The following is a 26,172-nucleotide window of genomic DNA, read 5'->3' on the forward strand; positions in this document are numbered from 1 at the left end:
GGTTCCTTGCTCTTGTAGTCAGAGGGCTGATTTAGCGATGACATTCAGGCTCATTTGCTCCAGCAGCTTGTTCATATGGATGAACTGCGCAAAGCGTTTGTCCTGGGTCTGGCCGTGGAAAAAGCGGTAGTAGATCTGCTGCACAATGCCGGCCAGGCGGAACAGGCCGTAGGTGTAGTAGAAGTCGAAATTATCGATCTGGATGCCGGAGCGCTCGGCGTAATAGTCGACGAATTGGCGACGAGTCAGCATGCCCGGCGCGTTACTTGGCTGGCGGCGCATCAGTTGCACGGGCGCAGGGTCTGCGGCTTCGATCCAGTAGGCGAGGGTATTGCCCAAGTCCATCAGCGGGTCGCCCAAGGTGGTGAGTTCCCAGTCCAGTACGCCGATGATCTGCATCGGGTTGTGCGGGTCGAGGATCACGTTGTCGAAGCGGTAGTCGTTGTGCACGATGCTGGAAGTCGGGTGGTCGGCCGGCATCTTGTCGTTGAGCCAGGCGCGCACCTTTTCCCAGCTGGGTGCGTCGGGTGTCAGGGCTTTTTCGTAGCGGTCGCTCCAGCCGCGGATCTGGCGTTCTACATAACCTTCGGGCTTGCCCAGGTCGGCCAGGCCGCAGGCGGCGTAATCGACTTGGTGCAGCTCGACGAACTTGTCGATAAAGCTTTTGCACAGCGCCTCGGTCTTGGCCGCGTCCAGGCCCAGTTCGGCGGGCAGGTCGGAGCGCAGGATGATGCCGTTGACGCGCTCCATCACATAGAACTCGGCGCCGATCACCGACTCATCAAGGCAGTGCACATAGGCTTTGGGGCAATACGGGAAGCCGTCCTTGAGCTGGTTGAGAATGCGGTACTCGCGGCCCATGTCGTGGGCGGACTTGGCTTTGTGGCCGAATGGCGGGCGACGCAGCACGAATTCCTGGCCGGGGTATTCCAGCAGGTAAGTCAGGTTGGATGCGCCACCGGGGAACTGGCTGATTTTGACCGGCCCGGCAAGGCCCGGAATATGCGCCTTGAGGTAGGGATCGATGAGGCTGGCATCAAGTTCTTCGCCGGGGCGAATCTGGGTCGATTGGTCGTTAAGCGCCATGCTTATCCCTTCTGCTTATTCTAAAGGCCTTGGACTATTGGCTAATCTAATGCGCACCACCGCCCAGCGACAAGGTCGGGGCGGCTTAATAGGTTAGCGTGTTGGACGATGATCAGTGGGCCTGATGTGCTCAAATCACCAGCATGGCCCGGCCACCGGGGTTGCAGGACAGGTTGGCACCGATTTCGACTTTTGCCAGGTCGATGCCAAGGCCAGCGAGCAGGTTGTTGACGATAGGGTCGAGCAGCGGGCCGAGCAGCCCGGCAATCAAGCCGCCCAGGGTGGTGAGCAAGCCGTTGACCACGCCCGTGACCAGGCCCAGCACCGCGCCCAACAGGCTGGCCATTTTGGGCGGGTGGTTGATCAGTTGGATGCCGGTGAGTGTGTCCTTGAGGCTACTGACCGCGTTCGAGCTGGCGAATGCGTAATAGACCGGTTGCTGGTTGATCGCGGGCGGATCGGTGTAGGTGTGCGCACGCGCGGTTTTCAGCACATCACTGTCGATTCGGATGCCCAGGCCGCCCGCCGCAAAGGCTTGCCTGTCGCCACACACGCCCGTGCCGCGCTTGCAGGTTTTAGTGCCGATATCCACCACCGGGTACTCATCCACCTTGAGTGTTTCTGTGGACGAGTACAGATTCTTGGGGTCAACCTGGCCAATCATCGCGCGCAATGCCGATGTTTCGCCGAGTACCGACAACGACTTTTTGCCGCTGTCGCAACTGTAGCCAGTGACCCTGGCGCTGCCACCAGCGGCTTCCAGGGCGATGTCGAGGGTGTCGCCGATTTGCAGGCTGGCGACCAGGCAACAATTGGGGTCGAGCAAACCAAACAGGCCGCCCAACAGGTCACTGAGCGCTTGCACCACGCCGCCCAGCAGGTTGTTGACCAGCGTAACGATCGGCAGTTTGACCGAAATCAAGGTGCGCACTTGGGCGGTGCGCACATAGATCGGCTGCTTGGCGATATCTTTGGGGTTGCCGATGCTGGAAACCTGCCCGGGCTCGATCACTTTGGTCGACACGGTCACGCCGAGCAGGCCCAGTACATCCACCGGCAACTCCACGGCAACTGCGCTGGCCTTGTTCGACAGCTGCACAAAGCCCTGGATCAGGTTGAACAGTTGCAGGTTCACATCCAGCGCACTTTTGTCGGTGCCGTTCTGGATATTGATCAGGTCGCCCAGGTGCAGGATCTGCGTGCCCGGCGCAATCAGCTTGATGGCTTCCAGGTTGTTGATCACCACTTTGACCGCATCACCGCCCAGCTTGAGCACATCAATGGCTGCCTGGATCAGTTGGCCGACAGTGGCGTCGGTCTTGAGCAGTTGGTCGTAGTTACCGGCGCTGACTTTCAATTGGATGGCCAGCGCATCCAGGTACTTGAGCAAGCTGATATCGGTATTGAGCAAGCCGTTCCAGCCGACTGCGTCCAACTGCAACTTGCCGCCCAGCAGGCCGCCGATCAAGGCGTTGAGGGCGACGGACTTGGTGCTGTCCACGGTCAGTAAGGTGCTGCGAACCGTGAGCTGGGCAACCGTGGGCGTTGGTGCGGCGGCGACAGCGGTGGCGCTCAGCAGCGTTGTCAGGTTGACGGGCTGGCGCGAGAACAGCGTGAGCAAGCCATGGGCGAGGCTGGTGTGTACGCGATGGGTGGCAATCACCCGGATAGCATCGGTTTTGCTCGGGTCGGCGCTGAACGTGCGCATAAAGTCCGCGCCGGTGGCCAGGGTGCCGCAGGCGGTGGTCAGCGTGCGATTGTCATCAAGGCTAAAGTTGTTGCGCGCCGCGCTTTCGGTCGCAAACTGCGCGGCATTGTTAGCGGGCCCCGCGCATTTGCCGTTGCGGCTCACCGCTTCCAGCGCGGCCGTATCGGCCACGCGCTGCAATTTGCGCTTCTCCAGGTACAGGCGACCGCTGTCGACCACCAGCAACAGAAACAGCAGCGCGATACCGAGGGTTACCGCGCCTATCAGGCCGATGGCGCCGCGTTGGCGCGCCGGGCCGAGTCCATGGCCAATCATTGTGCGTTCCTTCGCCGGTCCTGCACCGACGTCCTGAGCATCCCCGCAAGCAGTGTAGTCAGGTTTTGCGTCAGCGCTGGCTAATCGCTACTAGTTGCGTGGCGGCAGGGTAACCGGCGTGAGCACGGGGCGGCCGGCGAAGTATTCCACCAGGTTATCGGCCACACGTTGCACGGTGTCGTGGGCCGCTTCCGGCGACAAGCCGGCCACATGGGAGGTGAGCACGGTATTGCTCAGGCGCTTGAGAGCATCGGGTACTTTCGGTTCATCGTCGAACACATCCAGCGCCGCACCACCGATACGCCGTTGCTCCAGCGCAGCCACCAGGTCGGCGGTCACCACCACGCTGCCGCGCCCGATATTGACCAGGTAACCGTTAGGCCCCAAGGCGTCCAAGGCATGGCGATCAATCAGGTGGCGGGTGCTGGCCCCGCCGGGTGTAGCCAGGATCAGGAAGTCCGAGGTGCGCGCCAGCTCAACGGCGGTGGCGCAGTAGGTGTAGTCCACATCATCGCGAGGCTGGCGGTTGTGGTAACTCACCTCCATGCCAAAGCCGAGGCTGGCACGTTTGGCAATCTCCATGCCCACTGCGCCGAGGCCGAGGATCCCCAGTTGCTTGCCGCCCAGGGAAGGGCGCATCACTTTCGGCCATTCACCGCGCCGCACTGCTGCATCGGTCTGGGGAATGCCGCGTACCAGCGACAGCAGCAACGCCATGGCGTGGTCAGCCACTGACGGCGCATTCACGCCGGCGCCGTTGGTGACCACGATCCCGCGATTGCTCGCCGCCTGCAGGTCCACGTGCTCATAGCCGGCGCCGATTACGCAGATGATCTCCAGCAGCGGCAGTGCCGCGATTTCCTCGGCATACAGCCCCAGCGGGCCACGGGTGAGTACCGCCTTGATCTGCGCGCCGTGGGCTTTGATCGCTTGGGCACGTTCGGCCGGTGTGGGCGCCAGAATCACATGAAAGTCATTGCTCTCGATGATTTGCAGGTATTCATTGATGGTTTCAACCAGGACCAGAACAGTGGTGGACATCGGAAGGCTCTTCCTGAAGGGTTTGATAGGATGAGTATGCGGGATTTGTAAGACGGAACGATTTGTTCAATCAGAAAAAATCCCGCACGGGCGCGGCTAGAACTCGACGTCCTGGGCTTTGACCCGCTTCACAAATGCCCCCGCCAAGGTTGCATTGTGATGCTCGATGATCGCCTTGGCCGGTAACGTCGGAGTGTCCATGCAGGTATGGCCGTCTTCGGGCAGTACCACCGAAAACCCAAGCTCCACCGCCACTCGGCACGTGGCGTCGATGCAAAACTGGGTTTTCATGCCGACCACCACCAATTCATCCACCTGCGCCGCTGCCAATTGTTGCGCGAGCTCAGTGCCCAGGAAGCAACTGGGGCGGGTTTTATTGAACAGGTGGTCGCGGGCTTCGTCCACGTCGAGGCCGTGCCACAGTTGCCAGAGTGGGCTGCCAGCTGCAATCGGCGACCCCGCCGGGCCAGTATGGCGGGCCACGAAGATAGGGGCGTTGGCCTGGCGGGCACGCTGGATAAGCTGGTTGATGGTGCCGAGCACGCGTTCGCGCTCAAAGGGCTGTTCCGGCCCATCGTATAAACCGGTTTGCATATCGATGATCAACAGGGCGTTTGCCATGGTCTTGCTCCTTGCAGTGGCCAGCGGGCGGGGCAATAAAAAGGCCCCGTCCATTGCTGGCGGGGCCTTGGGGTGTTTCTGGGTGTCTTTAGCTTTCGCACCCACAGCCACCGCACGGCCCGCCATAAGCGGTCGTGGTGGTGGTGCGGGTGAGGCGGCGCTGAATCAGGTTCATGGCCCGATCATGCTGGGGAGGGTGCGTGGCTGTCAACGGCGTTGTCCGAACTCTGTTCTTGCAGGAGGGTGTTTCTTGCAGCTTCAAGGAACTCATCTGACAAACTGCTGCCGCGCGTGGCACGGGCGAGGGTGACGGCACCAATCATCATTGCGTACTTGGCGAGCATCGCCTGACGGTCTTCATCCTGAAGCTGCGCAAAAACCTCCAGTGACTGTTCAACGCCGTCGATAAAGGTGTGTTGCAACGCTGTGTCGGCGGGCTCATGGCACATGTCCGGGGTGAAGGCCGAGATGGGGCAGCCATCGCCGGGGTTGTCACGGTGGTGGGTGGATAAATACGGGCGCAGGATGGCCTCACGGGCAGCATGCACATCATCACTGCGGCTGATTTTTTCCTGCCAGCCCAGGTTCGCTTGCTCGAATGCCTTTTGGCACGCCTCGGTGGCCAGTGCCTCTTTGGACGCAAAGTGCCCATAGAAACCGCCGTGGGTCAGGCCAGCTGCGGCCATTACGTCAGACAGGCTAATACCGTGCAACCCGCGCTCACGAAACAGATGCGTGGCAGCCTCCACGATGATTTCGCGGTTGAGTTCGGCTTGTTTACGGGAGACGCGAGGCATGGCGGGGCTCTCAGGATGCAGGCGGATACTGATTGAAAAGTACAGTAACGGGGCCGATTCGAAAATAGATTTGTTGTGGAATGTATTCTCCCCGCGATGCCGCAGATTTCTCAAGCGGCAGCCGCCACACTGCCATTATTGGGCAGGGTCCGCCTGCCGCGCCTGGATTTGCTCTGCCTGCGCGATCGGCCGGAAATCATAGGTAGGATAAAATTCCGTTGTGTATACGCCCCAGGCAGTGCGCTCTATCGCCAGATTGACCTCTACCAGGCGTGAAGCCGGCAGGCGTAGCACGACGATCTGTCCGATACCCATGGTTACATTCCAACTGACCACTTCAACCCCGGCTGGAGGAAATGCCTTGTGAAACGCTTGCTTGGCCAATTGAGTCTTCAATTCGCTCAAGGGGCGCGACTGATCATGTTTGAGAAACACCGTTAACATAATGGCGTTATCAGGGGTGGCAGCCACAGTGTTTACGCTGGCGGGAACGGTGGTGTTGGCAGTGGCTGCTCCGGGCAACAGCGCAATACTCAACAGCAAAGGTATTAACAGTGATATGAGGGCGTTGAATGGATTCATCTTGAACACCTTGCAAGTTATGAATTTAAGGAGCGTAGTGTCGGGCATGAGTGTTCATTAGTTCGACAGTGCAGTTTTTATCGGCCCGATATAAGGCGCATGCACGACATAGATTCGAACAAGAGGGTTGTTGGCAACCATGTCGCGAGGTACTTCACGAGAGTAGGTGAACTCGTTCTTGTCGAGTTTTTCCAGGCGCCTGACTACGGTTTTGACCGGGCCCACATCGGGCACCAGAATATGGGTGTTCTTGTCGCCGGTGACCAGGAAGTAGCCGCCACCGCCATCGGCGTATTTTGAAAGCCCGGTGTCCGCGTAGAAGAACTCATAGCGGTTGCGCTGCGGGTCCCACATTGATATGCCCACCACACCGGGGTAGTTGGCCTTGACGTCCTTGTCTGGCGCACCCTCGATATAGACTTTGGTAGTCAGCCATTGCGGGGAAGAGGCCAGCGCCTGCACATCCCGTTCAGGTTCGGTTGACGTTGCGTAACTTTCGCTGGATTTAAATAAACCGATTAGAAACAGGCCGGTTAATACAACACTGAGCGTTCTCATTCTTGAACTCCTGAGGCTGTAGACAAAGAGCGTGGCATAATTTTTTTGTGGGAGGGTCGGGGCGATCTTAGTTTGTGCTCTGGCGGCGGCTCAATAGTTATGTATGGTCCTGTAACAGTTAAGGGTCTATTTTCGTGGAAATATAATTTAGATATAGGGTGTGTCTGTTTTTAATGTCGGACACTTCTTGTAAGTTGTTTTTTAAACGGGTTTGGGGCGACTCCATAACCTGCCGAAGCCTCTGAAAACTGCCATCCGCACCCCTCCTTGAGCGGCTGCACCGCTCAACCATTCCTCAGCTAAGTCTTTGCTTATTCGAGAGAATCCCGGACAATCCGGCCCCTTCTATGGTCGAGGCGCTGCCTGTCAGGTTTTTCTGACTCGCCCCGGCCGTGTAAATGCGGAGATCCGACCGGATGAATGATCAGGCCAATAGCGTCGACGAACGTTATGCAACGACACCTGCAACCCTCACAAGCTGGAGCCGCCAGGACACCACCTGGATGCTCGGCCTGTTCGGCACCGCCATTGGCGCCGGTACTTTGTTTTTGCCGATCAACGCGGGCCTGGGCGGCTTCTGGCCCCTGGTGATCCTGGCATTGCTGGCGTTCCCGATGACGTTCTTCGCGCACCGTGGCCTCACGCGCTTCGTGCTGTCCGGCCGTGCCGGCTCCGACATCACCGACGTGGTCGAAGAGCATTTCGGCCTCAAGGCCGGTGCGCTGATCACCTTGCTGTACTTCTTCGCCATCTTCCCGATCCTGCTGATCTACAGCGTGGCCCTGACCAATACGGTCAGCAGTTTCATGGAGCACCAACTGCACATCATGCCGCCGCCACGGGCGATCCTGGCCTTTGTGCTGATCCTCGGCCTGCTGGCCGTGGTGCGTTGCGGTGAGCAAGTGATCGTCAAGGCCATGAGCCTGATGGTGTATCCGTTCATCGTCGCCTTGCTGTTCCTGGCGGTGTACCTGATCCCGCACTGGACCGGCGGCATCCTCAGCACCGTCAGCGAAGTCCCGGCGCCCTCAGTGCTGCTCAATACCCTGTGGCTGGCGATTCCGGTGATGGTGTTCTCGTTCAACCATTCGCCGATCATCTCGGCCTTCGCGGTTGACCAGAAACGCCAGTACGGCGCCAACGCCGATGCGCGCAGCTCGCAGATCCTGTGCCGTGCACACCTGTTGATGGTGGCGATGGTGCTGTTCTTCGTGTTCAGCTGCGTACTGACTCTGTCGCCAGCGCAACTGGCTGAAGCGAAAGCGCAAAACCTGTCGATCCTGTCGTACCTGGCCAACCACTTCGACAACCCGACCATCGCCTTCGCCGCGCCGTTGATTGCGTTCGTGGCGATTGCCAAGTCGTTCCTGGGCCACTACATCGGCGCCAGCGAAGGCCTCAAGGGCCTGGTGCTGAAAACCGGTCGTCGTCCGGCTACCAAGTCCCTGGACCGCATGACCGCCGCCTTCATGCTGGTAGTGTGCTGGCTGGTTGCCACGCTTAACCCGAGCATCCTCAGCATGATCGAAACCCTCGGTGGCCCGATCATTGCCTCGATCCTGTTCCTGATGCCGATGTACGCCATCCGCAAAGTACCGGCCATGGCCAAGTACCGTGGGCAGGCGTCCAATGTGTTTGTGACGGCGGTAGGGTTGGTGGCGATTACGGCGTTGGTGTATTCGTTGGTTGCTTGAGCCTTGATGCGGTCTGTATGACTGCACATTTGTTTTGTGGTGTTGTTAGCTCTGTATTCCAGGCATAAAAAAACGCCGCGCATCTTGCGATGCGCGGCGCTCTTTACATCACCACATCTTAGGCTTGAATCACCGGGATGTTGGCGCTTGCTGCGATCTTGCGGAACTCGGCGATCTGGTCGAAGTTCAGGTAGCGGTAAACGTCACTGGCCATGGTGTCCAGTTTCGCTGCATAACCCATGTACTCTTCGACGGTCGGCAGGCGACCCAGAGTGGAGGCGACTGCCGCCAGCTCGGCCGAGGCCAGGTAGACGTTCGCGCCATCACCCAGACGGTTCGGGAAGTTACGCGTCGAAGTCGACACTACAGTCGAGTTCGGCTCTACACGTGCCTGGTTACCCATGCACAGCGAGCAGCCCGGCATTTCCATGCGCGCGCCAGCTTTGCCGTAGATGCCGTAGTAGCCTTCTTCGGTCAGTTGGTGAGCGTCCATCTTGGTCGGCGGCGACAGCCACAGACGGGTTGGCAGCTGACCCTTGACCTGCTCCAGTAGCTTACCGGCAGCGCGGAAGTGACCGATGTTGGTCATGCACGAACCGATGAACACTTCGTCGATCTTCTCGCCGGCAACACTGGACAACAGACGGGCATCGTCCGGGTCGTTCGGTGCGCAGAGGATCGGCTCGTTGATTTCGGCCAGGTCGATCTCGATGATTTCGGCGTATTCGGCGTCGGCATCGGCTTCCATCAGCTCCGGGTTGGCAACCCAGGCTTCCATCGCTTGGGCGCGACGTTCCAGGGTGCGTGCATCGCCGTAGCCTTCGCCGATCATCCAGCGCAGCAGGGTGATGTTGGAGTTCAGGTACTCGGTGACGGAGTCCTTGGACAGCTTGATGGTGCAACCGGCAGCCGAACGTTCAGCCGAGGCGTCGGACAGCTCGAAAGCTTGTTCCAGCGTCAGGTCGTTCAGGCCTTCGATTTCCAGGATGCGGCCGGAGAAGGCGTTCTTCTTGCCTTTCTTCTCTACGGTCAGCAGGCCAGCCTGGATCGCGTAGTAAGGAATGGCATGAACCAGGTCACGCAGGGTGATGCCAGGTTTCATTTTGCCTTTGAAGCGCACCAGGATCGATTCCGGCATGTCCAGTGGCATTACGCCAGTGGCTGCGGCGAACGCGACCAGACCGGAACCGGCCGGGAACGAGATGCCCATCGGGAAACGGGTGTGGGAGTCACCACCGGTGCCGACGGTATCCGGCAGCAGCATACGGTTCAGCCAGCTGTGGATGATGCCGTCGCCTGGACGCAGCGATACACCGCCACGGGTCATGATGAAGTCAGGCAGGGTGTGGTGGGTGGTCACGTCGATCGGCTTGGGGTAAGCCGCGGTATGGCAGAACGACTGCATTACCAGATCGGTCGAGAAGCCCAGGCACGCCAGGTCTTTCAGTTCGTCACGGGTCATAGGACCGGTGGTGTCCTGAGAACCCACGGTGGTCATCTTCGGCTCGCAGTAGGTGCCAGGACGAACGCCTTTGCCTTCTGGCAGACCGCAAGCCTTGCCGACCATTTTCTGTGCCAGGGTGAAACCCTTGCCGGTGTCGACAGGTGCTTCAGGCAGTTTGAACAGGTCGGTAGGGCCCAGGCCCAGTTCAGCACGCGCCTTGTCGGTCAGGCCGCGACCGATGATCAGCGGAATACGGCCGCCGGCGCGAACTTCGTCCAACAGCACCGGGGTCTTCATTTCGAAGGTGGTCAGGACTTCGTCGGTGCCGTGTTTGCAGACTTTGCCAGCATGCGGGTACAGGTCGATCACGTCGCCCATGTTCATGTTGGTAACGTCGAATTCGATTGGCAGTGCGCCAGCATCTTCCATGGTGTTGTAGAAGATTGGAGCGATCTTGCTGCCGAAGCAGAAGCCGCCGGCGCGCTTGTTCGGCACGTAAGGAACGTCGTCGCCGAAGAACCACAGTACCGAGTTGGTTGCCGATTTACGCGACGAACCAGTACCCACCACGTCGCCGACGTAGGCGATCGGGAAACCTTGGCCGCGCATCTCTTCGATCTGCTTCATCGGGCCGGTTTTGCCTTGCTCGTCCGGCACGATGCCTTCGCGTGCCATTTTCAACATGGCCAGGGCGTGCAGCGGGATGTCAGGGCGGGACCAGGCGTCCGGGGCAGGGGACAGGTCGTCGGTGTTGGTTTCGCCGGTGACCTTGAAGACGCGCAAGCTGATCTTGTCGGCCAGGGTTGGGCGGTTGCGGAACCACTCGCCGTCAGCCCAGGACTGGATCACGCCTTTGGCATGCTCGTTGCCGTTCTTGGCTTTTTCGGCCACGTCGTGGAACGCATCGAACATCAGCAGGGTGTGCTTGAGTTGGGCGGCTGCGACAGGGGCCAGCTCGGCATCGTCCAGCAGCTCGACCAACGTCACGATGTTGTAGCCGCCTTGCATGGTGCCAAGCAGTTCAACAGCGCGTTTCTTGTCGATCAGGGGAGAAGTGACTTCGCCTTTGGCCAGGGCGGACAGGAAGCCGGCCTTGACGTAGGCAGCCTCGTCAACGCCTGGTGGAATGCGGTTGGTGATCAGGTCAACGAGAAATTCTTCTTCGCCAGCCGGAGGATTCTTCAGCAGCTCGACCAGGCCTGCGGTTTGTTCGGCGTTAAGCGGCTGGGGAACGATACCCAGTGCTGCGCGCTCTTCGATATGTTTGCGGTAGGCTTCAAGCACAGTTATTACCCTCATCAGTGGTCCCACGGGACGCTCATCCAGAAATGAACGGCACGCATGCGCTCGGGGGCTTTTTGGGCCGCAAAGCCAGCGCTGCCGGCATTCCTCACAGAAGCTGCTTTCAAAGTTTTACGCCTGCAGAACGGAGCTGATGAGGGTTGGCGCGGGCTCTGACCTACCGGGTCGAACCTGCGCCAACACCGTTCTGAAGGAACGACTGTGCTCGTGACGCTTTGAAAACAGCTTCCAGCGGATTATTGGCGCCTTACAAGGCCGGATGATTCTACGGCAAAAAAAATCTAAAGGTAAGTTACCTAACCAAGTTTGCTGGGTGATCAACCTTAGACAAAGGGCTAACATGGCGCATCGTTTCGCTGATTTGTGTGCGTTGCCCATGTCCAACCAAGCCATCAAGACCCCCTGCGTCGGCCTGTGCTCCACGGTTTACGGCGATCTCGTGTGCCGCGGCTGCAAGCGCTTTCACCATGAGGTGATCCAGTGGAATGGCTATAACGAAGAAGAAAAACGCGCGGTATGGCTGCGGCTGGAGCAACTGTTGGTACAAGTGATGGCCGGCAAACTGGAAGTCTTCGACCCCAAGCGGCTGCGCGCGCAGCTTGAGCAGCGCAAGATTCGCTTTGTGCCACACCAGTCCGAGTACTGCTGGGCCTACCAGTTGATCGCCCGAGGCGCGCGGGTGATTTCCAACCTCGAAGCCTATGGCATGGTGCTGCTGCCGGAGTTTCGCGACTGGGCACTTCCGGATCTGCGGGATGCGATTGATCGTGAGTTCTTTATCTTGTCCGAGGCGCATTACCAGCGCTATATCGCGCCGGGGTTCCTGAGAGACGCACTCTCTACCTGATAACACACATCAAAAATGTGGGAGCGGGCTTGCTCGCGAATGCGGTAGATCAGTCAAAAAACTCAGTGACTGACGCTCCGCTTTCGCGAGCAAGCCCGCTCCCACATTAGATCTCCATGGTCTGAAGAGGCTATGTCAGGCTTTGGTCGCCAACTCTTCGAGGTGGTCCATCAACTCCTGCGGCTTGAGCACCAGCACATCCCCCTCCACCGCATCCAGCACCACCTCCGCCGTATTGCCAATCAGCGCTCCGGAAATTCCTGTGCGCGCCACCGTGCCGATAATGGTCACCGCCGCCTGCAAGCTGTGCGCAGCATGGGGAATCAACACATCCGCCGGGCCTTCCTCGATATGCAGGTGGGTGTCGTCGATATCAAACTCAGCCTGGAACGCCTTGCACTGTTCGCGATAGCGCGCCTCGATGGTTTCCTTGAGCTGGAAGGTCGGGTCTGCCGCCGATAGCATCGGCGACGGGTGGGCACTGATCACGTGCAGTTGCGCCTTCGCCAGGCGTGCAATGTCGAAGCCATGGTCGATGATGGTGTTGTGCAGCGCCTGGTGCTCGCTGTCGCTGTTGCCCACATCAATGGCGGCCAGCACCACCTTGTCGGCCCAGGGTGTCGAGGTTTTCACCAGCAGCACCGGAGTAGGGCAGTAGCGCAGCAGTTTCCAGTCTGCCGGCGTCAGCAGAGCCTTTTTCAAAGGGCTGTCTGGAAAGTGCTGCTTGATTACCAGGCCGCAGCCTTCGGCCTGCTGCACGTCGATGATGGTTTCATGCAGGCTGTCATTCCACGCCTGCTCGGTAGTCACGCTGTAGCCGTCCTCCTGCAGGCCGGACTTGAGCAGGCTCAACAGCGCCGAATGCTCGTGCTTTTTGTCGCACACCAGCAAATGCAGGTGCGCGCCGGTGACCCCGGCAATCAGCTTGGCGCGCTTGAGCGCCAGGCTTTCGGAATGCTCAGGTTCGATAACCACCAGGATGCTGCGAATGGCTTGCATGGTCGGGGTCTCCAAAGGGTGGGCCTGGAACAACTATAGTTGCTGCCTGCCAGACGTCATGTTGATGCACATCAAGGCGGGTGGCTGGTGGTCTGCGGCGGGGTCGGTATAATCGCCGGCCTTTTGTGATCCTTTTACCCGTGAGCCCGATGAACCTGCCCGAAATCCACGAATTCCTCGGCTGCCGCACCCCTGATGCCTGGGTCCAGGCCGCGTTGGCCGATCAGCACACCCTGCTGATCGACCACAAGAACTGCGAATTCAAGGCCGCCAGCACCGCCCTTAGCCTGATCGCCAAGTACCACGCCCATGTGGACCTGATCAACATGATGTCGCGCCTGGCCCGTGAAGAGCTGGTGCACCATGAACAAGTCATGCGCCTGATCAAAAAGCGCAAGGTCGAGCTGCGTCAATTGCATGCCGGCCGTTATGCCTCAGGTTTGCGCAAGGTGGTGCGCAGTCATGAGCCGGTCAAGCTGGTGGACACGCTGGTGGTCGGCGCCTTTATCGAGGCGCGCAGTTGCGAGCGTTTCGAAGCCCTGGTGCCGCATTTGGACGAAGAACTCGGCAAGTTCTACTTCGGTTTGCTCAAAAGCGAGGCCCGGCACTTCCAGGGTTACCTGAAGCTTGCCTACCAGTACGGCGACGCCAAAGACATCGCCCAGGTGATCGAACGGGTGCGCGCCGCCGAGCAGGAACTGATCGAGTCACCCGACATCGAGTTCCGCTTTCACAGTGGCGTGCCAGCCTGAAGCAACGGCCACGCCGATCAGCGCAGTGAGCCCGGCCAGCAGCAGGATCACCGTTTGCGTGCCCAGCGGCGCCGCCAGCACGGCAATCAACAGGCCCGCCAGCGGCTGCGCGAGGTTGTTGAGCAGGGTGATCACGCCGACGGTCTTGCCGAAGTCCTGCACCGGGATCACCCGCTGGCGAGTGCTGCGCATGTATACGTTAAACATCTTGTCGAAGCCGGTAATCAGCAAAAAACCCAAGGTGTAAGCCCACAGGTTGGGGCTGACCGCCATGATCAACGCCCCCGCCGCGATCATTGAATAAGACAGCCCACCCAGCACCTTCAACGGCAGGCTGGAACGCGCCAGGTAAAACAAAATGACGATGGTCACCACCGCGCCGGCAGCCTGCAACAGCGCATAGGCATCTTTGCCGGCGGCGAACAGGCCAGTGACCATGGCTGCAGACGTCGCCAGCGTGACCCCGATGATCAGGTTGACGCCCACCGCCAGGGCAATGATCCGCTTCAGGTCCGCCAGTTTGCGGATGTGCCCGAAGGCAATGCGCAGCGGTTGCAGCCAGATATCCTGATGCTGCTCAAAGCTCTCCAGGCTGACCGTGGTGTTGCGTTGCCAGATCAACATCGCCAGGTCTGCCAGCACAAACAGCCCGGCAATGCCCACCACCACCCAAGGCCAGGCCCACACCTCGAGCATCAGCGCCGCCACCAGTGGCCCCAGCACCAGGCCGCTCTGGTCGGCGATCTGCGAGTAGGACAAGGTCTTGGCATAGGTGTAATGCTTGAAGATATGCGGCATCACCACTTCGCGCGCCATGATGCCCTGGGTCGTCAACACGCCGCACAGCGCCGACAGGATCACCAGCCAATAAATACCGTCGAACACGCCATACAGCGCCACCGCCGCCACGCACGCCAATGCACGGTAAACCTGGCTGATGTGCAGAATGCGCACCGGCGAGAACTTGTCGCACAATGCACCGCACACCGGGAACGCCAGGTAGCGCGGCAGCGACTCAACGAAGAACGCCAACCCCGCCCACGACACGCTGTTGGTGGTTTGGAACACGATCAGCGGCACGATAAACAACAGAATCTGGTCCGCCAGCCGCGACAGGAACAGCGAAACAAAGAACGCCAGGTAATCCTTGCGCATACAACTCCTGTTAATGGCGTTAAAGATTGCAGGGTATTTGTTAAAAACTCTTAAAAGGATGAAGCTTCGTCGGCTGGTAATGGCCAGTTGCTTATGTCGACCAGCTTGCCACCTATAATGCGCACACTTCAATCCGCGCATCCACACTGAGAACTTATGGAAAACCTGGGTCTGGGCAAGGTCCTGCTCGTTGAGGACGATGAAAAGCTGGCAGGGCTGATCGCGCACTTCCTGTCGCAACATGGTTTCGAGGTGCGTGTGGTGCACCGGGGCGATGAGGCCTTGGCGGCCTTTCTCGACTTCAAGCCGAAGATTGTGGTGCTCGACCTGATGCTGCCGGGCCAGAGCGGGCTGCATGTGTGCCGGGGGATTCGTAACGTGTCCGACACGCCCATTGTCATCCTTACCGCCAAGGAAGATGACCTGGACCATATCCTGGGTCTGGAGTCGGGTGCCGACGACTACGTGATCAAACCGATCAAGCCGCCGGTATTGCTCGCCCGACTGCGTGCCTTGCAGCGCCGTCAAGTGCCGGAGCCCACGGTGCGCGGTGCGCTGGAGTTTGGCCGGCTGTCAATTGATCGCAGTTGTCGGGGCGTCAGCCTGGGCGGTGAGGCCATTGACCTCACCACCATGGAGTTCGAGCTACTGTGGCTGCTGGCCAGTCACTCGGGGACTATCCTTTCGCGCGACGACATCCTCAACCGCATGCGCGGCATTGCCTTCGACGGCCTGAACCGCAGTGTCGATGTGTACATCAGCAAATTGCGCAGCAAGCTCAACGATAACCCGCGTGAACCGGTGTGCATCAAGACCATCTGGGGCAAGGGGTATCTGTTCAATCCGTTTGCGTGGGAGGTCTAGATGCTGCGCCTGTTTCTGCGCCTGTATGTGATCCTGGCGCTGGGGTTGGCCGGGGCGATCTGGCTGGTCAACTACACCTTCGACGAGTTATTGCCCGAGGCCAACGAAGTCTATAACCGCGAAGCCTTGCGTGGGCCGGCCTATGGTCTGGTCGAGCAACTGCGCCCGGTGCAGGGCGCGGCCCGCGATGCGCGCCTGGCTGAGCTGCAACCCCATTATGGTTTGCGCCTCAAGCTGGTACCGCGCGACACCCTGGCGCTCAATGACCGCGAACAGCAACTGTTGGCGGGGGGCCAACTGGTGGTGCGCGGCGACTTCATGGAGTTCCTGACCCCCATTGATGGCGGCCCGCAGTTGCTGCAGATCAAGCTGCCGGAAGAACCCAAATGGTTGTACCTGTGGGCCTATGGTTTCCTGGGCGTGAGCCTGGCCATCGTCCTGTATTTTTGGGTACGCCCGCATTGGCGCGACCTGGAGCATATCCGCCTGGCCGCACAGCGCTTTGGCGATAACGACCTCGCCTCGCGCATCCTGCTGCCACGCCGTTCTACCGTGCGCGAGCTGGCCGGGCACTTCAACCAGATGGCCGAGCGCATCGAAAGCCTGATCGCCAACCAGCGTGAGCTGACCAACGCGGTGTCCCATGAATTGCGCACGCCGATTGCGCGCTTGTCGTTTGAGCTTGATCAACTCAAGCAGCAGGCTGACCCGCGCCAGAGCCGCGAATTGATCGCTGATATGTACTCGGACCTTGGCGAGCTGGAAGAAATGGTCTCCGAACTGTTGACCTACGCCAGCCTGGAGCGCGGCGCCACCCAGGTGACGCGGGAAAATATCGAAGCGCATAGCTGGCTCGACAGCGTGATCGGCAGTGTGGCGCTGGAGGCCGAGGCGGCGGGTGTGCAGTTGTCGTTGCGCACCTGTGAGGTCGACTTTATCCAGATCGAACCGCGTTTTATGGCGCGTGCAGTGATCAACCTGCTGCGCAATGCCATTCGCTATGCCGAGCGCCGTGTAGAGGTGTCGCTGGTCAAGTTCGGCACTGGCTACGAAGTGCGGGTCAATGACGACGGCCCGGGTGTGCCGATGGAGGGGCGGTCGAAGATCTTCGAACCGTTCCTGCGCCTGGATGCCAGCCGCGATCGCCGCACCGGCGGCTTTGGCTTGGGCCTGGCGCTGGTCAAGCGTGTCAGCCAGTGGCACGGCGGGCAGGTAGAAGTGCTGGATTCGGAGTGGGGCGGGGCGTCATTCAGGATGACTTGGGCGTACGCCGAGTAACCCTTGGGACGCGCAGGGAATGGGTGTGATAACCCATTCAATGTGGGAGCTGGCTTGCCTGCGAATGCGGTGTATCAGTTAAAGATTGATTGACTGACACACCGCATTCGCGAGCAAGCCCGCTCCCACAGGTTTTGATTGGCTAGCCGATCAGAACGTGTATTCAAAAACCCCCATCACCGACGTCTGCAACCGTCGCTCCACGATCGGGCTCTTGCCCGCTTCATCCGCCAGGTACTGCACATCCAGCAAGGTCGAGAACTGGGTGTGTTCGCTGATCGGCAGGCTCCACACCAGGTTCAGGCCATTGCTGATGTTGCCCGCGCCGGCCTTGTAGGCCTTGAAACGGCTTTGCGCGGCCTGGCCGGTGGTCACGCCATACCAGGTCTGCAAGTAGTTGCGGTCGCCAAAGTGGCTGCTGAGGCTGGCATCCACCGAGCCGTAGCGGCCTTCGTACAGATTGGTGCCCAGGCTCAGTTCCAGGTGGGTGTAGGCCTTGCCGGTGTCTTTGCGGTCGTTCTCCTTGAGGGCATGTTCCAGCGTCGCGCCAACAATCACACCGCCCAGGTTATAGCTGGCGCTGACGCCCAATTGCGGGCGGGCCTTGATCTCGCCCATGCCTTTGAGGCGCTTGGAGCCGGCATGCAGGCTCTCGTTTTTGTCCTTGCGCGCCGCGCTTGCGCCGACATACGCGCTGAAGCTCAGGGCATTGCCTTCATAACCCCAGCCCAGGCCCTTGTCGGTGTCGAGGAAAATCCCCCACGGGCTCACGACTTTGCCGCCCAGCAGTGGCGCGGTCATGCGTTCGTCGCTGCCGCTGTAGCGCGGCAGGTTGCCCACGCCGGCCTTGAGGCTGTATTGCCAGTCTTCGGCAACCGCAGTGTCTGCAGCCGCGAGCAGGCACAGTGAGGTGAATGACAGGCAGAGGTTTTTTGAGCGCATCTGGGTATTCGTCCTTGTTAAAAATTCAAGAGGTTGTTGGGCGATTGCGTACGTTTGAAGGAGTAACCCGAGGCGCTGAGGCCGTTGACCTGGCGGCTGACGGTATCGCCCAGGCCATAGCCGTTGCCGGCCAGCACCGCGTGGGCGTTGTCGACGGGAAGCAGGATGTAGTCGGTGAGTGGCTCGTTGTGCAGCTGGCCGCGAATCACCAGGAAGCCTTCCTCCAGGCGCACGCTGATGCCGCTCAACGGCGCGTCGGGTTCATGGGTGTTGAGCACCTGATAGGTGCCGATGGTGGAGGCCCAGGCCAGCGGCAGCGGCGGCGGGTCGATGCGTTCACCGATGGCCAGGCGTTGGCCATGGCTGCGGGCCGTGAGCACTTGGCGGCCCTGCACCGTGACCACGTCCAGTTGTACGCGGCCCAAATCACCGAGGTCCTTGAACCAGAGGCCGAAGACTTTTTTCTGCGCGCGCAGCCAGCCGTGCTCGTCGCGCAACAATTCGAAGTCAAACCCCGCCAGTTCGCCGGTCAGCCGATCGCCCTCATCCTTGACCCGGAACACGCCCCAGGCCGTGGCATAAAACCCGGCCAGGCGCTTGCGGTCGACGGCGGCGGGCACCTGGCGCAACTTGAGGCCATGGCTGGGCGTCTGGCAGTCGTCGGCGCACACGGCCTGCCCGGTTTGCGCCTGGAGCATCAGGCGCAGGGTTTCGGTGGCCAGGCGCGCGACCAGTTCTTCGGCGTTGCTGTCATTGGCCATGATGATCACCGCCAGTTGCTGGTCTGGCAGCACGCTCAACTGCGCGGCAAAATCATCGCCGCCGCCACTGTGCTGATAGGTACGCACGCCGGGGGCGACGGGTTCATCGCCGCAGGGTGCGAGGAACCAGCCCAGGCCCATCTGGCAATCGAAGTCCAGGGCATTGCCGGTGTTTTGCTGGGTGAACATCTGATCAATCGACGGGCTCTCAAGCACTCGGGTGCCTTTATAGACGCCATGGGCAAACAGCATCTGCACGTAGTGGCTGAGGTCTTTGGGGCTGGCCCACAAGCCGCCGGCCGCGAGGTCACGCACCTGGGCATCGGTACTTGCCACGCCGTCTTCGTACCCGAGGGCGCGAAAGCTCAATTGCGTGCCGGTGCCGACGAAACTCGACTGGTTCATCTCCAGTGGCTTGAGCAGGCGGCTTTGCAACTGGGCTTCGAAACTTTTACCGCTGCTGCGCTCAATGGCTGCGCCGACCAATGAATAACCGAGGTTGGAATAGGCCACCTGCGAGCCCGGCGGGCTGCTCAGCCATACGCCGGACACGCGCATCGGCATCTGGCCCATGGCATAGGTGCTGCGCACGTCACGCAAATGTTCGCTGGGCAAGCCGGATTGATGACTGAGCAAGCGGCGCAAGGTGATATCGCGGTCGGCGGCGGCCTGGTCAGTGTGAAAGCGCGAACGCACGTAGAACTCGCGCAAGGTCTGCTGGATCGGCGCGTCCAGGCCCAGGCGCTGTTGCTCGACCAACTGCATCGCTGCCGTGGCCGTCAGTAGTTTGGAAATGCCGCCGGCGCGAAACGCCGTGTTGGCGGTCACCGGCACCCCCTGGGCCTTGTCGGCCAGGCCAAAGCCGCGTGCCCAGATCAGCTCCTGACCATTGACCAGCGCAATTGACAACCCGGGCACATTCTCCCGCGCCATCTCCTTCGGAATACGGGCCTGCAGGTAACGGATGATCGCGCCGTAATCGCCTTTGGGAATCGCCGGCGGGGCAGGCGGCTGCACGTGGCAGCCAAGCGTGCCGAGCAGGCAACCCCATAACGGAATACCGCGCAATGTGCGAAACATGAAGAGCACCCGAATGGTGGTTTGGATGCTCGAATGCTAGGGCGGTGCGAGCCAACAATCTTTGAGAGCTTTGTCGAGAAACTGTCAAAGAGTGTTAACGCGTCAGCCCCAAACGTTCATGCCACTGGGCGATGGATTCTTCGGGGTATTCGTCGAACTCCAAATCGCCTTTGCGCACACTGACTTCGACCCACGGCGCTTTCGAGCCAAGCATCAGGTGCGTGTGTTCCGGCGGCACCGGCAACGGCGTGTCGATGGCCGAGGCAAACGGGTGGGTCAGCTCCGGCCATTCCGGGCTGAACAGCCACAAGGCACTGCCGCACTGCGAGCAAAAATGCCGTTCGGCAGTGCTCGCGTGCGCACGGCTGGCGCCCTCGGGCTTGAGGCGGGCGTGGTAGATCGAGATGTGTTTGCGTCCCTGCACCTTCAGGCTTTGCGTATCGCCGGCAAGGTTGATCGCATAACCGCCGCCGCCTTGGGTCTTGCGGCAGATCGAGCAGTAGCAACGCTGGTAGGGGTAGGGATGCTGGCTGTTCAGGCTGAATGTTACGGCGCCGCAATGGCAGGATCCTTCGAGTTGCATAACAGTCTCCTCAGGCAAGGTGACTGTTGAGCTTAGGCGCTTTGCGGCATCAAGGTGGCGATCAGAGCCCGAATGGTGCCGGGCAAAGCCTCAAGCTCGCGCACCAGAATGCTGCGCTCGCGGATCGCCCACGGCTCATCGAGCTTCACCGTCACCAGTTGCATGGTCCGGCTGTGCCGCACGGCGGCGGATTCAGGAATGATACCAATACCCACGCCAGCCTCGACCATCCGGCAGATCGCCTCGAAGCTCGACACCTGGATACGCAGTGACAAATGCTTGCCGAGGCGATCGACGTGTTCACGCAAAAAACTCAACAACGTGCTGCCTTCGTGCAAGCCGATGTGCTGGTAGGCCAGGGTCTGTTCCAGGGTCACTGAAGGCTGGTCGGCTAACGGATGACCGACCGGCACCATCAGCACCAACTCATCGGTGCTGAAATGCAACACCTGCAAACCCGCCGCCTCAACCGGCCCGGCAATGATGCCCATGTCGCTGGTGCCATCGAGCACGCCACGCACGATATCCCGGGATAAACGCTCCTGCAGGTCGACGGTCACGCCCGGGCGCTGGGACAGAAAACCCGCCAGCACCTCCGGCAGAAACTCGGTCACCGCCGTGGTGTTGGCGAAGATGCGGATATGCCCGGCCGAGTCCACCCCGTATTGGGTGAACTCGCTTTTGAGGTAGTCCACCTGGCGCATGATCAGGCGCGCATGGTGCAGCAACCGCTCGCCCGCCGGAGTGATCTCCACGCCACGGCTGTCGCGGTACAGCAGGCGCGTGTCGAGTTGGCCTTCCAACGCCTTGATCCGCGCGCTGGCGGCGGCCGGCGAGAGAAACGCCCGCTTGGCGCCCTGGGTGAGGCTGGGGGATTCGGCGATATGGATAAACAGGCGCAGGTCGGCGAGATCGAAATGCATGCAAACACCTATTTTGGCAACGGTGAGGTTCACATGTGGGAGCTGGCTTGCCTGCGATAGCGGTGTATCAGAAACATCATCGGTGCTGACATACCGCTATCGCAGGCAAGCCAGCTCCCACAGGATATGAGGGCGGACTCGAAGTTGGCGTTCAGCATAACCGAACGCTGGTTTATTGAAATGCAAATTCTCAGAACGGGCAGGCGCTTGCATGATCCGGGGCAGACACTCACTGCCCGAGGACCTGCACCCGATGAGCGCCACTGACTGGATCGGCCGAAGCGAAACCGCCCACGACCACTTGAGCCATAACCTGCTCAAACGCATTGCCGCGACCTTCGGCGAGGCTGTGCCGGAACAGGGCGCCGATTTGCCACCGCTGTGGCAGTGGTGCTTTTTCCAGGACCCGCTGCCGGAATCGGCCTTGGGTACTGACGGCCACCCGGCCCGCGGCGGCTTCCTGCCGCCGGCCGACAACCGCAATCGCATGTGGGCCGGCGGGCGCATCGAGTTCCTGCACGCCTTACGCGCTGGTGAGGCGGCGACCCGCGTGTCGACCATCACCCAGGTCGAAGAAAAGACCGGGCGAACCGGCTCGCTGTTGTTTGTCACTGTGCGCCATGACTATTCCCAGGACGGCCGCCTGGCGATCCGCGAAGAACAGGACATCGTTTACCGCGAACCCACGCCGCCCAAACAGGGCAGCGGCGACGCCTTGCCCGAAGGCGAATGGCAGGAGTCGATCAGCCCCACGCCAACCCTGCTGTTTCGCTACAGCGCCGTGACCTTCAACGGCCACCGCATCCACTACGACTACCCCTACGTCACCGGCACCGAAGGCTATTCAGGCCTGGTGGTGCACGGCCCGCTGATCGCGACCTTGAGCCTGCGCGCGTTTTGCCGCGCCCATCCCGACGCGACCCTTCGCCATTTCGCTTATCGCGGCGTGCGCCCGCTGATCGCACCGCAGCCGTTTGCTGTAGGTGGGAGGGTGATTGAAAACGGGGTTGCAGAACTGTGGGCTGGCAACGCAGACGGTCTGGCTCAGAAAGCTGAAATCCACTTCGAATAATCCTAGAACAACAGGCGGAGAGCCGTTAATGAACCCCAATGACAACGAAGAACTCAACGCCATCCGCGAAGGCGTGCGCGCCTTGTGCGCCGAGTTCGATGCCGCTTACTGGCGCAAGGTCGACGAACAAAAAGGCTTCCCCGAAACCTTCGTCAAAGCCCTGACCGACGCTGGCTGGCTGTCGGCGATGATCCCTGAAGCATACGGCGGCTCCGGCCTGGGCCTGGCCGAAGCCTCGGTGATCCTCGAAGAAGTCAACCGCTGCGGCGGCAACTCCGGCACCGTGCACGGCCAGATGTACAACATGTTCACCTTGCTGCGCCATGGCAGCGAAGCGCAAAAAAGCTTCTACCTGCCCAAGCTCGCCAGCGGCGAATTGCGCCTGCAATCGATGGGCGTGACCGAGCCGACCACCGGCACCGACACCACCAAAATCAAGACTACCGCGATCAAGCGTGGCGACAAGTACATGATCAATGGCCAGAAGGTCTGGATCTCGCGCGTCCAGCATTCCGACTTGATGATTCTGCTGGCACGCACCACGCCGCTGGCCGAAGTGAAGAAAAAGTCCGAAGGCATGTCGATCTTCCTGGTCGACCTGCGCGAAGCCATCGGCAACGGCCTGACCGTGCAGCCCATCGCCAATATGGTCAACCATGAAACCAACGAGCTGTTTTTCGACAACCTGGAGCTGCCCCTCGACAGCCTGATCGGCGAGGAGGGCAAAGGCTTCAAATACATCCTCGACGGCCTCAACGCCGAACGCACCCTGATTGCCGCCGAGTGCATCGGTGATGGCCGCTGGTTTATCGAAAAGGCCAGTGCCTACGCCCGCGACCGCGTGGTGTTTGGTCGGCCCATCGGGCAGAACCAGGGTGTGCAGTTCCCGATTGCCGAGGCGCATATCGAAATCGAAGCGGCGGACCTGATGCGCTGGCGTGCCTGTGAGGAATACGACAGCGGCAAGAACGCCGGCGCCAGCGCCAACATGGCCAAGTACCTGGCCGCCAAGGCGTCCTGGGAAGCGGCCAACGCCTGCCTGCAAACCCATGGCGGCTTTGGTTTTGCTTGCGAGTACGACGTGGAGCGCAAATTCCGCGAAACCCGCCTGTACCAGGTTGCGCCGATCTCCACCAACCTGATCCTGTCCTACGTGGCCGAGCACCTGCTCGAACTGCCACGCAGCTTCTGAGGGCCTGACCATGAGCCATACCCACGCCTTGTGTCGGTTTCTTGCAGATCTTAATTACGAACAATTGCCGGAAAAGGTGCTGGCACGCACTGAAGACCTGTACCTGGATTGGCTGGCCTCGGCGCTGGCCAGCCAAGGCGCGCACCCGATCCCGCTGTTTGAACGCTACGCACAAAAAATGGGACCCAGCAGCGGCCCCGCGCAGGTGATCGTCAATGGCGGCAGCACCAGCGCGTATTTTGCGGCGCTGGTGAACGCCGCATCCTCACACCTGGTGGAGCAGGATGACCTGCACAACAGCTCGGTGCTGCACCCGGCGACCGTGGTGTTTCCGGCCGCGCTGGCTGCCGCCCAGGACCTTGGCAAATCCGGCCGCCAATTGCTGCTGGCCTCGGTGGCGGGCTATGAAGCCGGGATTCGCATTGGCGAATTCTTGGGCCGGTCCCACTACCGCATTTTCCACACCACGGCCACCGTCGGCACCCTGGCGGCGGCGGTGGCTGTGGGCAAACTGCTGGACTTCAACCAGGAACAATTCATCAACCTGCTCGGCAGCGCCGGCACCCAGGCCGCCGGGTTGTGGGAGTTTTTGCGCGATGCCGCCGACTCCAAGCAACTGCACACGGCCAAGGCAGCGGCGGATGGCTTGCTCGCGGCGTATCTGACGGCGGACGGGCTCACCGGCGCACGCAATATTCTGGAAGGCGACCAAGGTTTGGCAGCGGGTATGTCCAGCGACGCCGAACCGCGCAAATTGTCGGCGGACCTCGGTAGCCGTTGGGCGCTGCTGGAGACCTCGTTCAAGTTCCACGCCTCATGCCGTCACACCCATCCGGCCGCGGATGCGCTGTTGGATCTGATGCAGCGCGAAGGGCTGTGCGCTGCAGATATCGCCACGGTTCAAACGCGTGTCCATCAAGGTGCCATCGACGTGTTGGGCCGCGTGACCACGCCTGCCACTGTGCATCAGGCCAAATTCTCCATGGGCACTGTGCTCGGCTTGATCGCCGTACATGGCAAGGCCGGGCTCACCGAGTTCCACGAACTCGCGCTGACCGACCCCGCCGTCTCAGCCTTTCGCGACAAGGTCAGCATGACCCTGGACGCAGAAGTCGACGGCGCCTACCCGCAGCGCTGGCTGGGCCGCATCACCGTCACCACTCTCGATGGCCGTACGCTGCACGGCGCCATCGACGAACCCAAGGGCGACCCGGGCAACACCCTGAGCCGGGAGGAGCTGGCGGACAAATTTCAGCGCCTTACCCAATTCAGCGGCGCGCGCACTCCCGCGCAGGCCACTGCAATGATCGAAAAGGTCTGGAACCTGCGCGATGCAGCGTCCATGGCTGACTGGCTTTGAGGAAGCATCATGACTAATCAACGACCGCTGGACGGCATTACCGTGATCAGCCTGGAGCACGCGATTGCCGCGCCATTCTGCACCCGCCAGTTGGCGGACCTCGGCGCCCGTGTGATCAAGATCGAACGGCCCGGCGCCGGTGACTTTGCCCGTGGCTATGACGAGCGCGTGCGCGGCCTGGCATCGCACTTTGTGTGGACCAACCGCTCCAAGGAAAGCCTGACCCTGGACCTCAAACAGGACGAGGCCGGCGACATCCTCCAGAGCCTGCTGGCCGATGCCGACGTGCTGGTGCAGAACCTGGCACCCGGCGCGGCGGCGCGCATGGGCCTGTCGTTTGAAACGCTGCATGAGCGCTTCCCGCGGCTGATCGTCTGCGATATTTCCGGCTATGGCGAAGGCGGGCCTTACGAGAAAAAGAAAGCCTATGACCTGTTGATCCAAAGCGAGGGCGGCTTTTTATCGGTAACCGGTGGCCCAGGCGAAGACCAGATGGCCAAGGCCGGTTGCTCAATCGCCGATATCTCCGCCGGCATGTACGCCTACAGCGGCATCCTCTCGGCGTTGCTGCTGCGCGGCAAGACGGGGCAGGGCAGTCGCATTGACGTGAGCATGCTCGAAAGCCTGGTGGAGTGGATGGGCTACCCGATGTACTACGCCTTCGACGGCGCGCCCCAGCCGCCACGGGCCGGGGCCGCGCATTCAACGATTTATCCCTACGGGCCGTTTCCCACCGGCGACGGCGGCACGGTGATGCTCGGGTTACAGAACGAACGCGAATGGGCAGCTTTCTGCGACAAGGTGCTGCTCACGCCTGCGCTGGCTACCGATGAGCGTTTCTCGGCCAACTTCAAGCGCTCGGCCAACCGCGAGGCGCTGCGCCAGATCATCGTTGACAGCTTTGCGCAGTTAGACGCGCAAGCCGTAATCCACCGCCTGGAAGACGCGCAGATCGCCAGTGCCAGGGTCAACGACATGCAAGGGGTGTGGGACCACCCGCAACTCAAGGCGCGTGACAGCTGGCGTGAAGTTCAAAGCCCTGCCGGGCCGCTGCCGTCACTGTTGCCACCGGCGCGCAATGCGGCGTTTACCCCGCGCATGGACGCCGTTCCCGCATTGGGCCAGCACAGCCAGGGCATTCTCGGTCAGCTTGGGTTCACGCCGGAAGCTGTCGACGGCCTGCGCGCACGCGGCGTTATCTAACAAGGAATTCAAG

Annotated in this window: 23 protein-coding genes; 9 read left to right on the plus strand and 14 right to left on the minus strand. The window is 60.7% G+C overall.

Features of this window, described 5'->3' with window-relative positions; all coding sequences use genetic code 11:
- Window positions 1-18: 18 nt before the first annotated feature.
- From FFI16_RS10365 to FFI16_RS10395, 7 genes are all read right to left on the minus strand, one after another.
- Window positions 19-1,086: a phosphotransferase family protein gene (locus FFI16_RS10365; RefSeq protein WP_138815203.1), complete on the minus strand. Its 1,068-nt coding sequence runs from the start codon at window positions 1,084-1,086 to the stop codon at window positions 19-21.
- 130 nt (window positions 1,087-1,216) lie between these two features.
- On the minus strand, window positions 1,217-3,109 hold the full coding sequence (locus FFI16_RS10370; RefSeq protein WP_138815204.1) for a pilus assembly protein TadG-related protein: 1,893 nt from the start codon (window positions 3,107-3,109) through the stop codon (window positions 1,217-1,219).
- Window positions 3,110-3,199: 90 nt separating this feature from the next.
- Window positions 3,200-4,150, minus strand: a complete 951-nt coding sequence (locus FFI16_RS10375; protein ID WP_138815205.1) for a 2-hydroxyacid dehydrogenase — start codon at window positions 4,148-4,150, stop codon at window positions 3,200-3,202.
- Window positions 4,151-4,246: 96 nt separating this feature from the next.
- Window positions 4,247-4,771: a cysteine hydrolase family protein gene (locus tag FFI16_RS10380; protein ID WP_138815206.1), complete on the minus strand. Its 525-nt coding sequence runs from the start codon at window positions 4,769-4,771 to the stop codon at window positions 4,247-4,249.
- 182 nt (window positions 4,772-4,953) lie between these two features.
- On the minus strand, window positions 4,954-5,568 hold the full coding sequence (locus FFI16_RS10385; protein WP_138815207.1) for a TetR/AcrR family transcriptional regulator: 615 nt from the start codon (window positions 5,566-5,568) through the stop codon (window positions 4,954-4,956).
- 135 nt (window positions 5,569-5,703) lie between these two features.
- Window positions 5,704-6,150, minus strand: coding sequence for a hypothetical protein (locus FFI16_RS10390; RefSeq protein ID WP_178112660.1), 447 nt, complete (start codon window positions 6,148-6,150; stop codon window positions 5,704-5,706).
- Window positions 6,151-6,207: 57 nt separating this feature from the next.
- A complete protein-coding gene (locus tag FFI16_RS10395; protein WP_138815208.1) occupies window positions 6,208-6,708 on the minus strand; it encodes a DUF4822 domain-containing protein in 501 nt (166 codons plus the stop codon).
- 416 nt (window positions 6,709-7,124) lie between these two features.
- Here FFI16_RS10395 and FFI16_RS10400 point away from each other — a divergent pair, with 416 nt between their 5' ends.
- The gene (locus FFI16_RS10400) at window positions 7,125-8,402 is read left to right on the plus strand and encodes a serine/threonine transporter (RefSeq protein WP_138815209.1); all 1,278 of its coding nucleotides are present in this window, start codon (window positions 7,125-7,127) and stop codon (window positions 8,400-8,402) included.
- A gap of 118 nt (window positions 8,403-8,520) precedes the next feature.
- Here FFI16_RS10400 and acnB read toward each other — a convergent pair whose 3' ends face one another.
- A complete protein-coding gene (gene acnB, locus FFI16_RS10405) occupies window positions 8,521-11,130 on the minus strand; it encodes a bifunctional aconitate hydratase 2/2-methylisocitrate dehydratase (RefSeq protein ID WP_017137496.1) in 2,610 nt (869 codons plus the stop codon).
- Window positions 11,131-11,524: 394 nt separating this feature from the next.
- Between acnB and FFI16_RS10410 the strand changes: the two genes are divergently transcribed.
- Window positions 11,525-11,995: a DUF1289 domain-containing protein gene (locus tag FFI16_RS10410; protein ID WP_138815210.1), complete on the plus strand. Its 471-nt coding sequence runs from the start codon at window positions 11,525-11,527 to the stop codon at window positions 11,993-11,995.
- 135 nt (window positions 11,996-12,130) lie between these two features.
- Here FFI16_RS10410 and FFI16_RS10420 read toward each other — a convergent pair whose 3' ends face one another.
- Entirely contained in the window at window positions 12,131-12,994 is an 864-nt protein-coding gene (locus FFI16_RS10420; RefSeq protein ID WP_138815211.1) for a universal stress protein, read from the minus strand.
- Between the two features lie 149 nt (window positions 12,995-13,143).
- Here FFI16_RS10420 and FFI16_RS10425 point away from each other — a divergent pair, with 149 nt between their 5' ends.
- Entirely contained in the window at window positions 13,144-13,746 is a 603-nt protein-coding gene (locus FFI16_RS10425; protein ID WP_138815212.1) for a tRNA-(ms[2]io[6]A)-hydroxylase, read from the plus strand.
- Here FFI16_RS10425 and FFI16_RS10430 read toward each other — a convergent pair.
- Window positions 13,702-14,901: an MFS transporter gene (locus FFI16_RS10430; protein WP_138815213.1), complete on the minus strand. Its 1,200-nt coding sequence runs from the start codon at window positions 14,899-14,901 to the stop codon at window positions 13,702-13,704. The two genes, FFI16_RS10425 and FFI16_RS10430, sit on opposite strands and share 45 nt — an antisense overlap.
- Before the next feature lie 156 nt (window positions 14,902-15,057).
- On the opposite strand from FFI16_RS10430, the gene FFI16_RS10435 reads away from it, so the two are divergent.
- Together FFI16_RS10435 and FFI16_RS10440 are read left to right on the plus strand one after the other, a co-directional pair.
- The gene (locus FFI16_RS10435; protein WP_138815214.1) at window positions 15,058-15,765 is read left to right on the plus strand and encodes a winged helix-turn-helix domain-containing protein; all 708 of its coding nucleotides are present in this window, start codon (window positions 15,058-15,060) and stop codon (window positions 15,763-15,765) included.
- Window positions 15,766-17,043, plus strand: a complete 1,278-nt coding sequence (locus tag FFI16_RS10440) for an ATP-binding protein (protein ID WP_138815215.1) — start codon at window positions 15,766-15,768, stop codon at window positions 17,041-17,043. It abuts the gene before it with no gap.
- Between the two features lie 150 nt (window positions 17,044-17,193).
- Here FFI16_RS10440 and FFI16_RS10445 read toward each other — a convergent pair whose 3' ends face one another.
- The 4 genes from FFI16_RS10445 to FFI16_RS10460 form a co-directional block, all read right to left on the minus strand.
- Window positions 17,194-17,985, minus strand: coding sequence for a MipA/OmpV family protein (locus tag FFI16_RS10445; RefSeq protein WP_138815216.1), 792 nt, complete (start codon window positions 17,983-17,985; stop codon window positions 17,194-17,196).
- Between the two features lie 17 nt (window positions 17,986-18,002).
- Window positions 18,003-19,826 carry a serine hydrolase gene (locus FFI16_RS10450; protein ID WP_138815217.1) on the minus strand — a complete coding sequence of 608 codons (1,824 nt, stop codon included), beginning with the start codon at window positions 19,824-19,826 and terminating at the stop codon, window positions 18,003-18,005.
- A 94-nt stretch (window positions 19,827-19,920) separates the two neighbouring features.
- Entirely contained in the window at window positions 19,921-20,409 is a 489-nt protein-coding gene (locus FFI16_RS10455; protein ID WP_138815218.1) for a GFA family protein, read from the minus strand.
- 32 nt (window positions 20,410-20,441) lie between these two features.
- Complete coding sequence (locus FFI16_RS10460) at window positions 20,442-21,332, minus strand: LysR family transcriptional regulator (protein ID WP_058421372.1); 891 nt, start codon at window positions 21,330-21,332, stop codon at window positions 20,442-20,444.
- 253 nt (window positions 21,333-21,585) lie between these two features.
- Here FFI16_RS10460 and FFI16_RS10465 point away from each other — a divergent pair, with 253 nt between their 5' ends.
- From FFI16_RS10465 to FFI16_RS10480, 4 genes are read left to right on the plus strand one after another with little or no spacing between them, the layout of a single operon-like run.
- Window positions 21,586-22,404: a MaoC family dehydratase N-terminal domain-containing protein gene (locus FFI16_RS10465; protein ID WP_138815219.1), complete on the plus strand. Its 819-nt coding sequence runs from the start codon at window positions 21,586-21,588 to the stop codon at window positions 22,402-22,404.
- A gap of 28 nt (window positions 22,405-22,432) precedes the next feature.
- Window positions 22,433-23,596 carry an acyl-CoA dehydrogenase family protein gene (locus tag FFI16_RS10470; protein WP_138815220.1) on the plus strand — a complete coding sequence of 388 codons (1,164 nt, stop codon included), beginning with the start codon at window positions 22,433-22,435 and terminating at the stop codon, window positions 23,594-23,596.
- Window positions 23,597-23,606: 10 nt separating this feature from the next.
- On the plus strand, window positions 23,607-24,956 hold the full coding sequence (locus tag FFI16_RS10475; protein WP_138815221.1) for an MmgE/PrpD family protein: 1,350 nt from the start codon (window positions 23,607-23,609) through the stop codon (window positions 24,954-24,956).
- 9 nt (window positions 24,957-24,965) lie between these two features.
- Window positions 24,966-26,159: a CaiB/BaiF CoA-transferase family protein gene (locus FFI16_RS10480; protein WP_138815222.1), complete on the plus strand. Its 1,194-nt coding sequence runs from the start codon at window positions 24,966-24,968 to the stop codon at window positions 26,157-26,159.
- Window positions 26,160-26,172 lie beyond the last annotated feature (13 nt).

This window comes from Pseudomonas sp. KBS0710 (genome assembly GCF_005938045.2).
Classification (GTDB): domain Bacteria; phylum Pseudomonadota; class Gammaproteobacteria; order Pseudomonadales; family Pseudomonadaceae; genus Aquipseudomonas.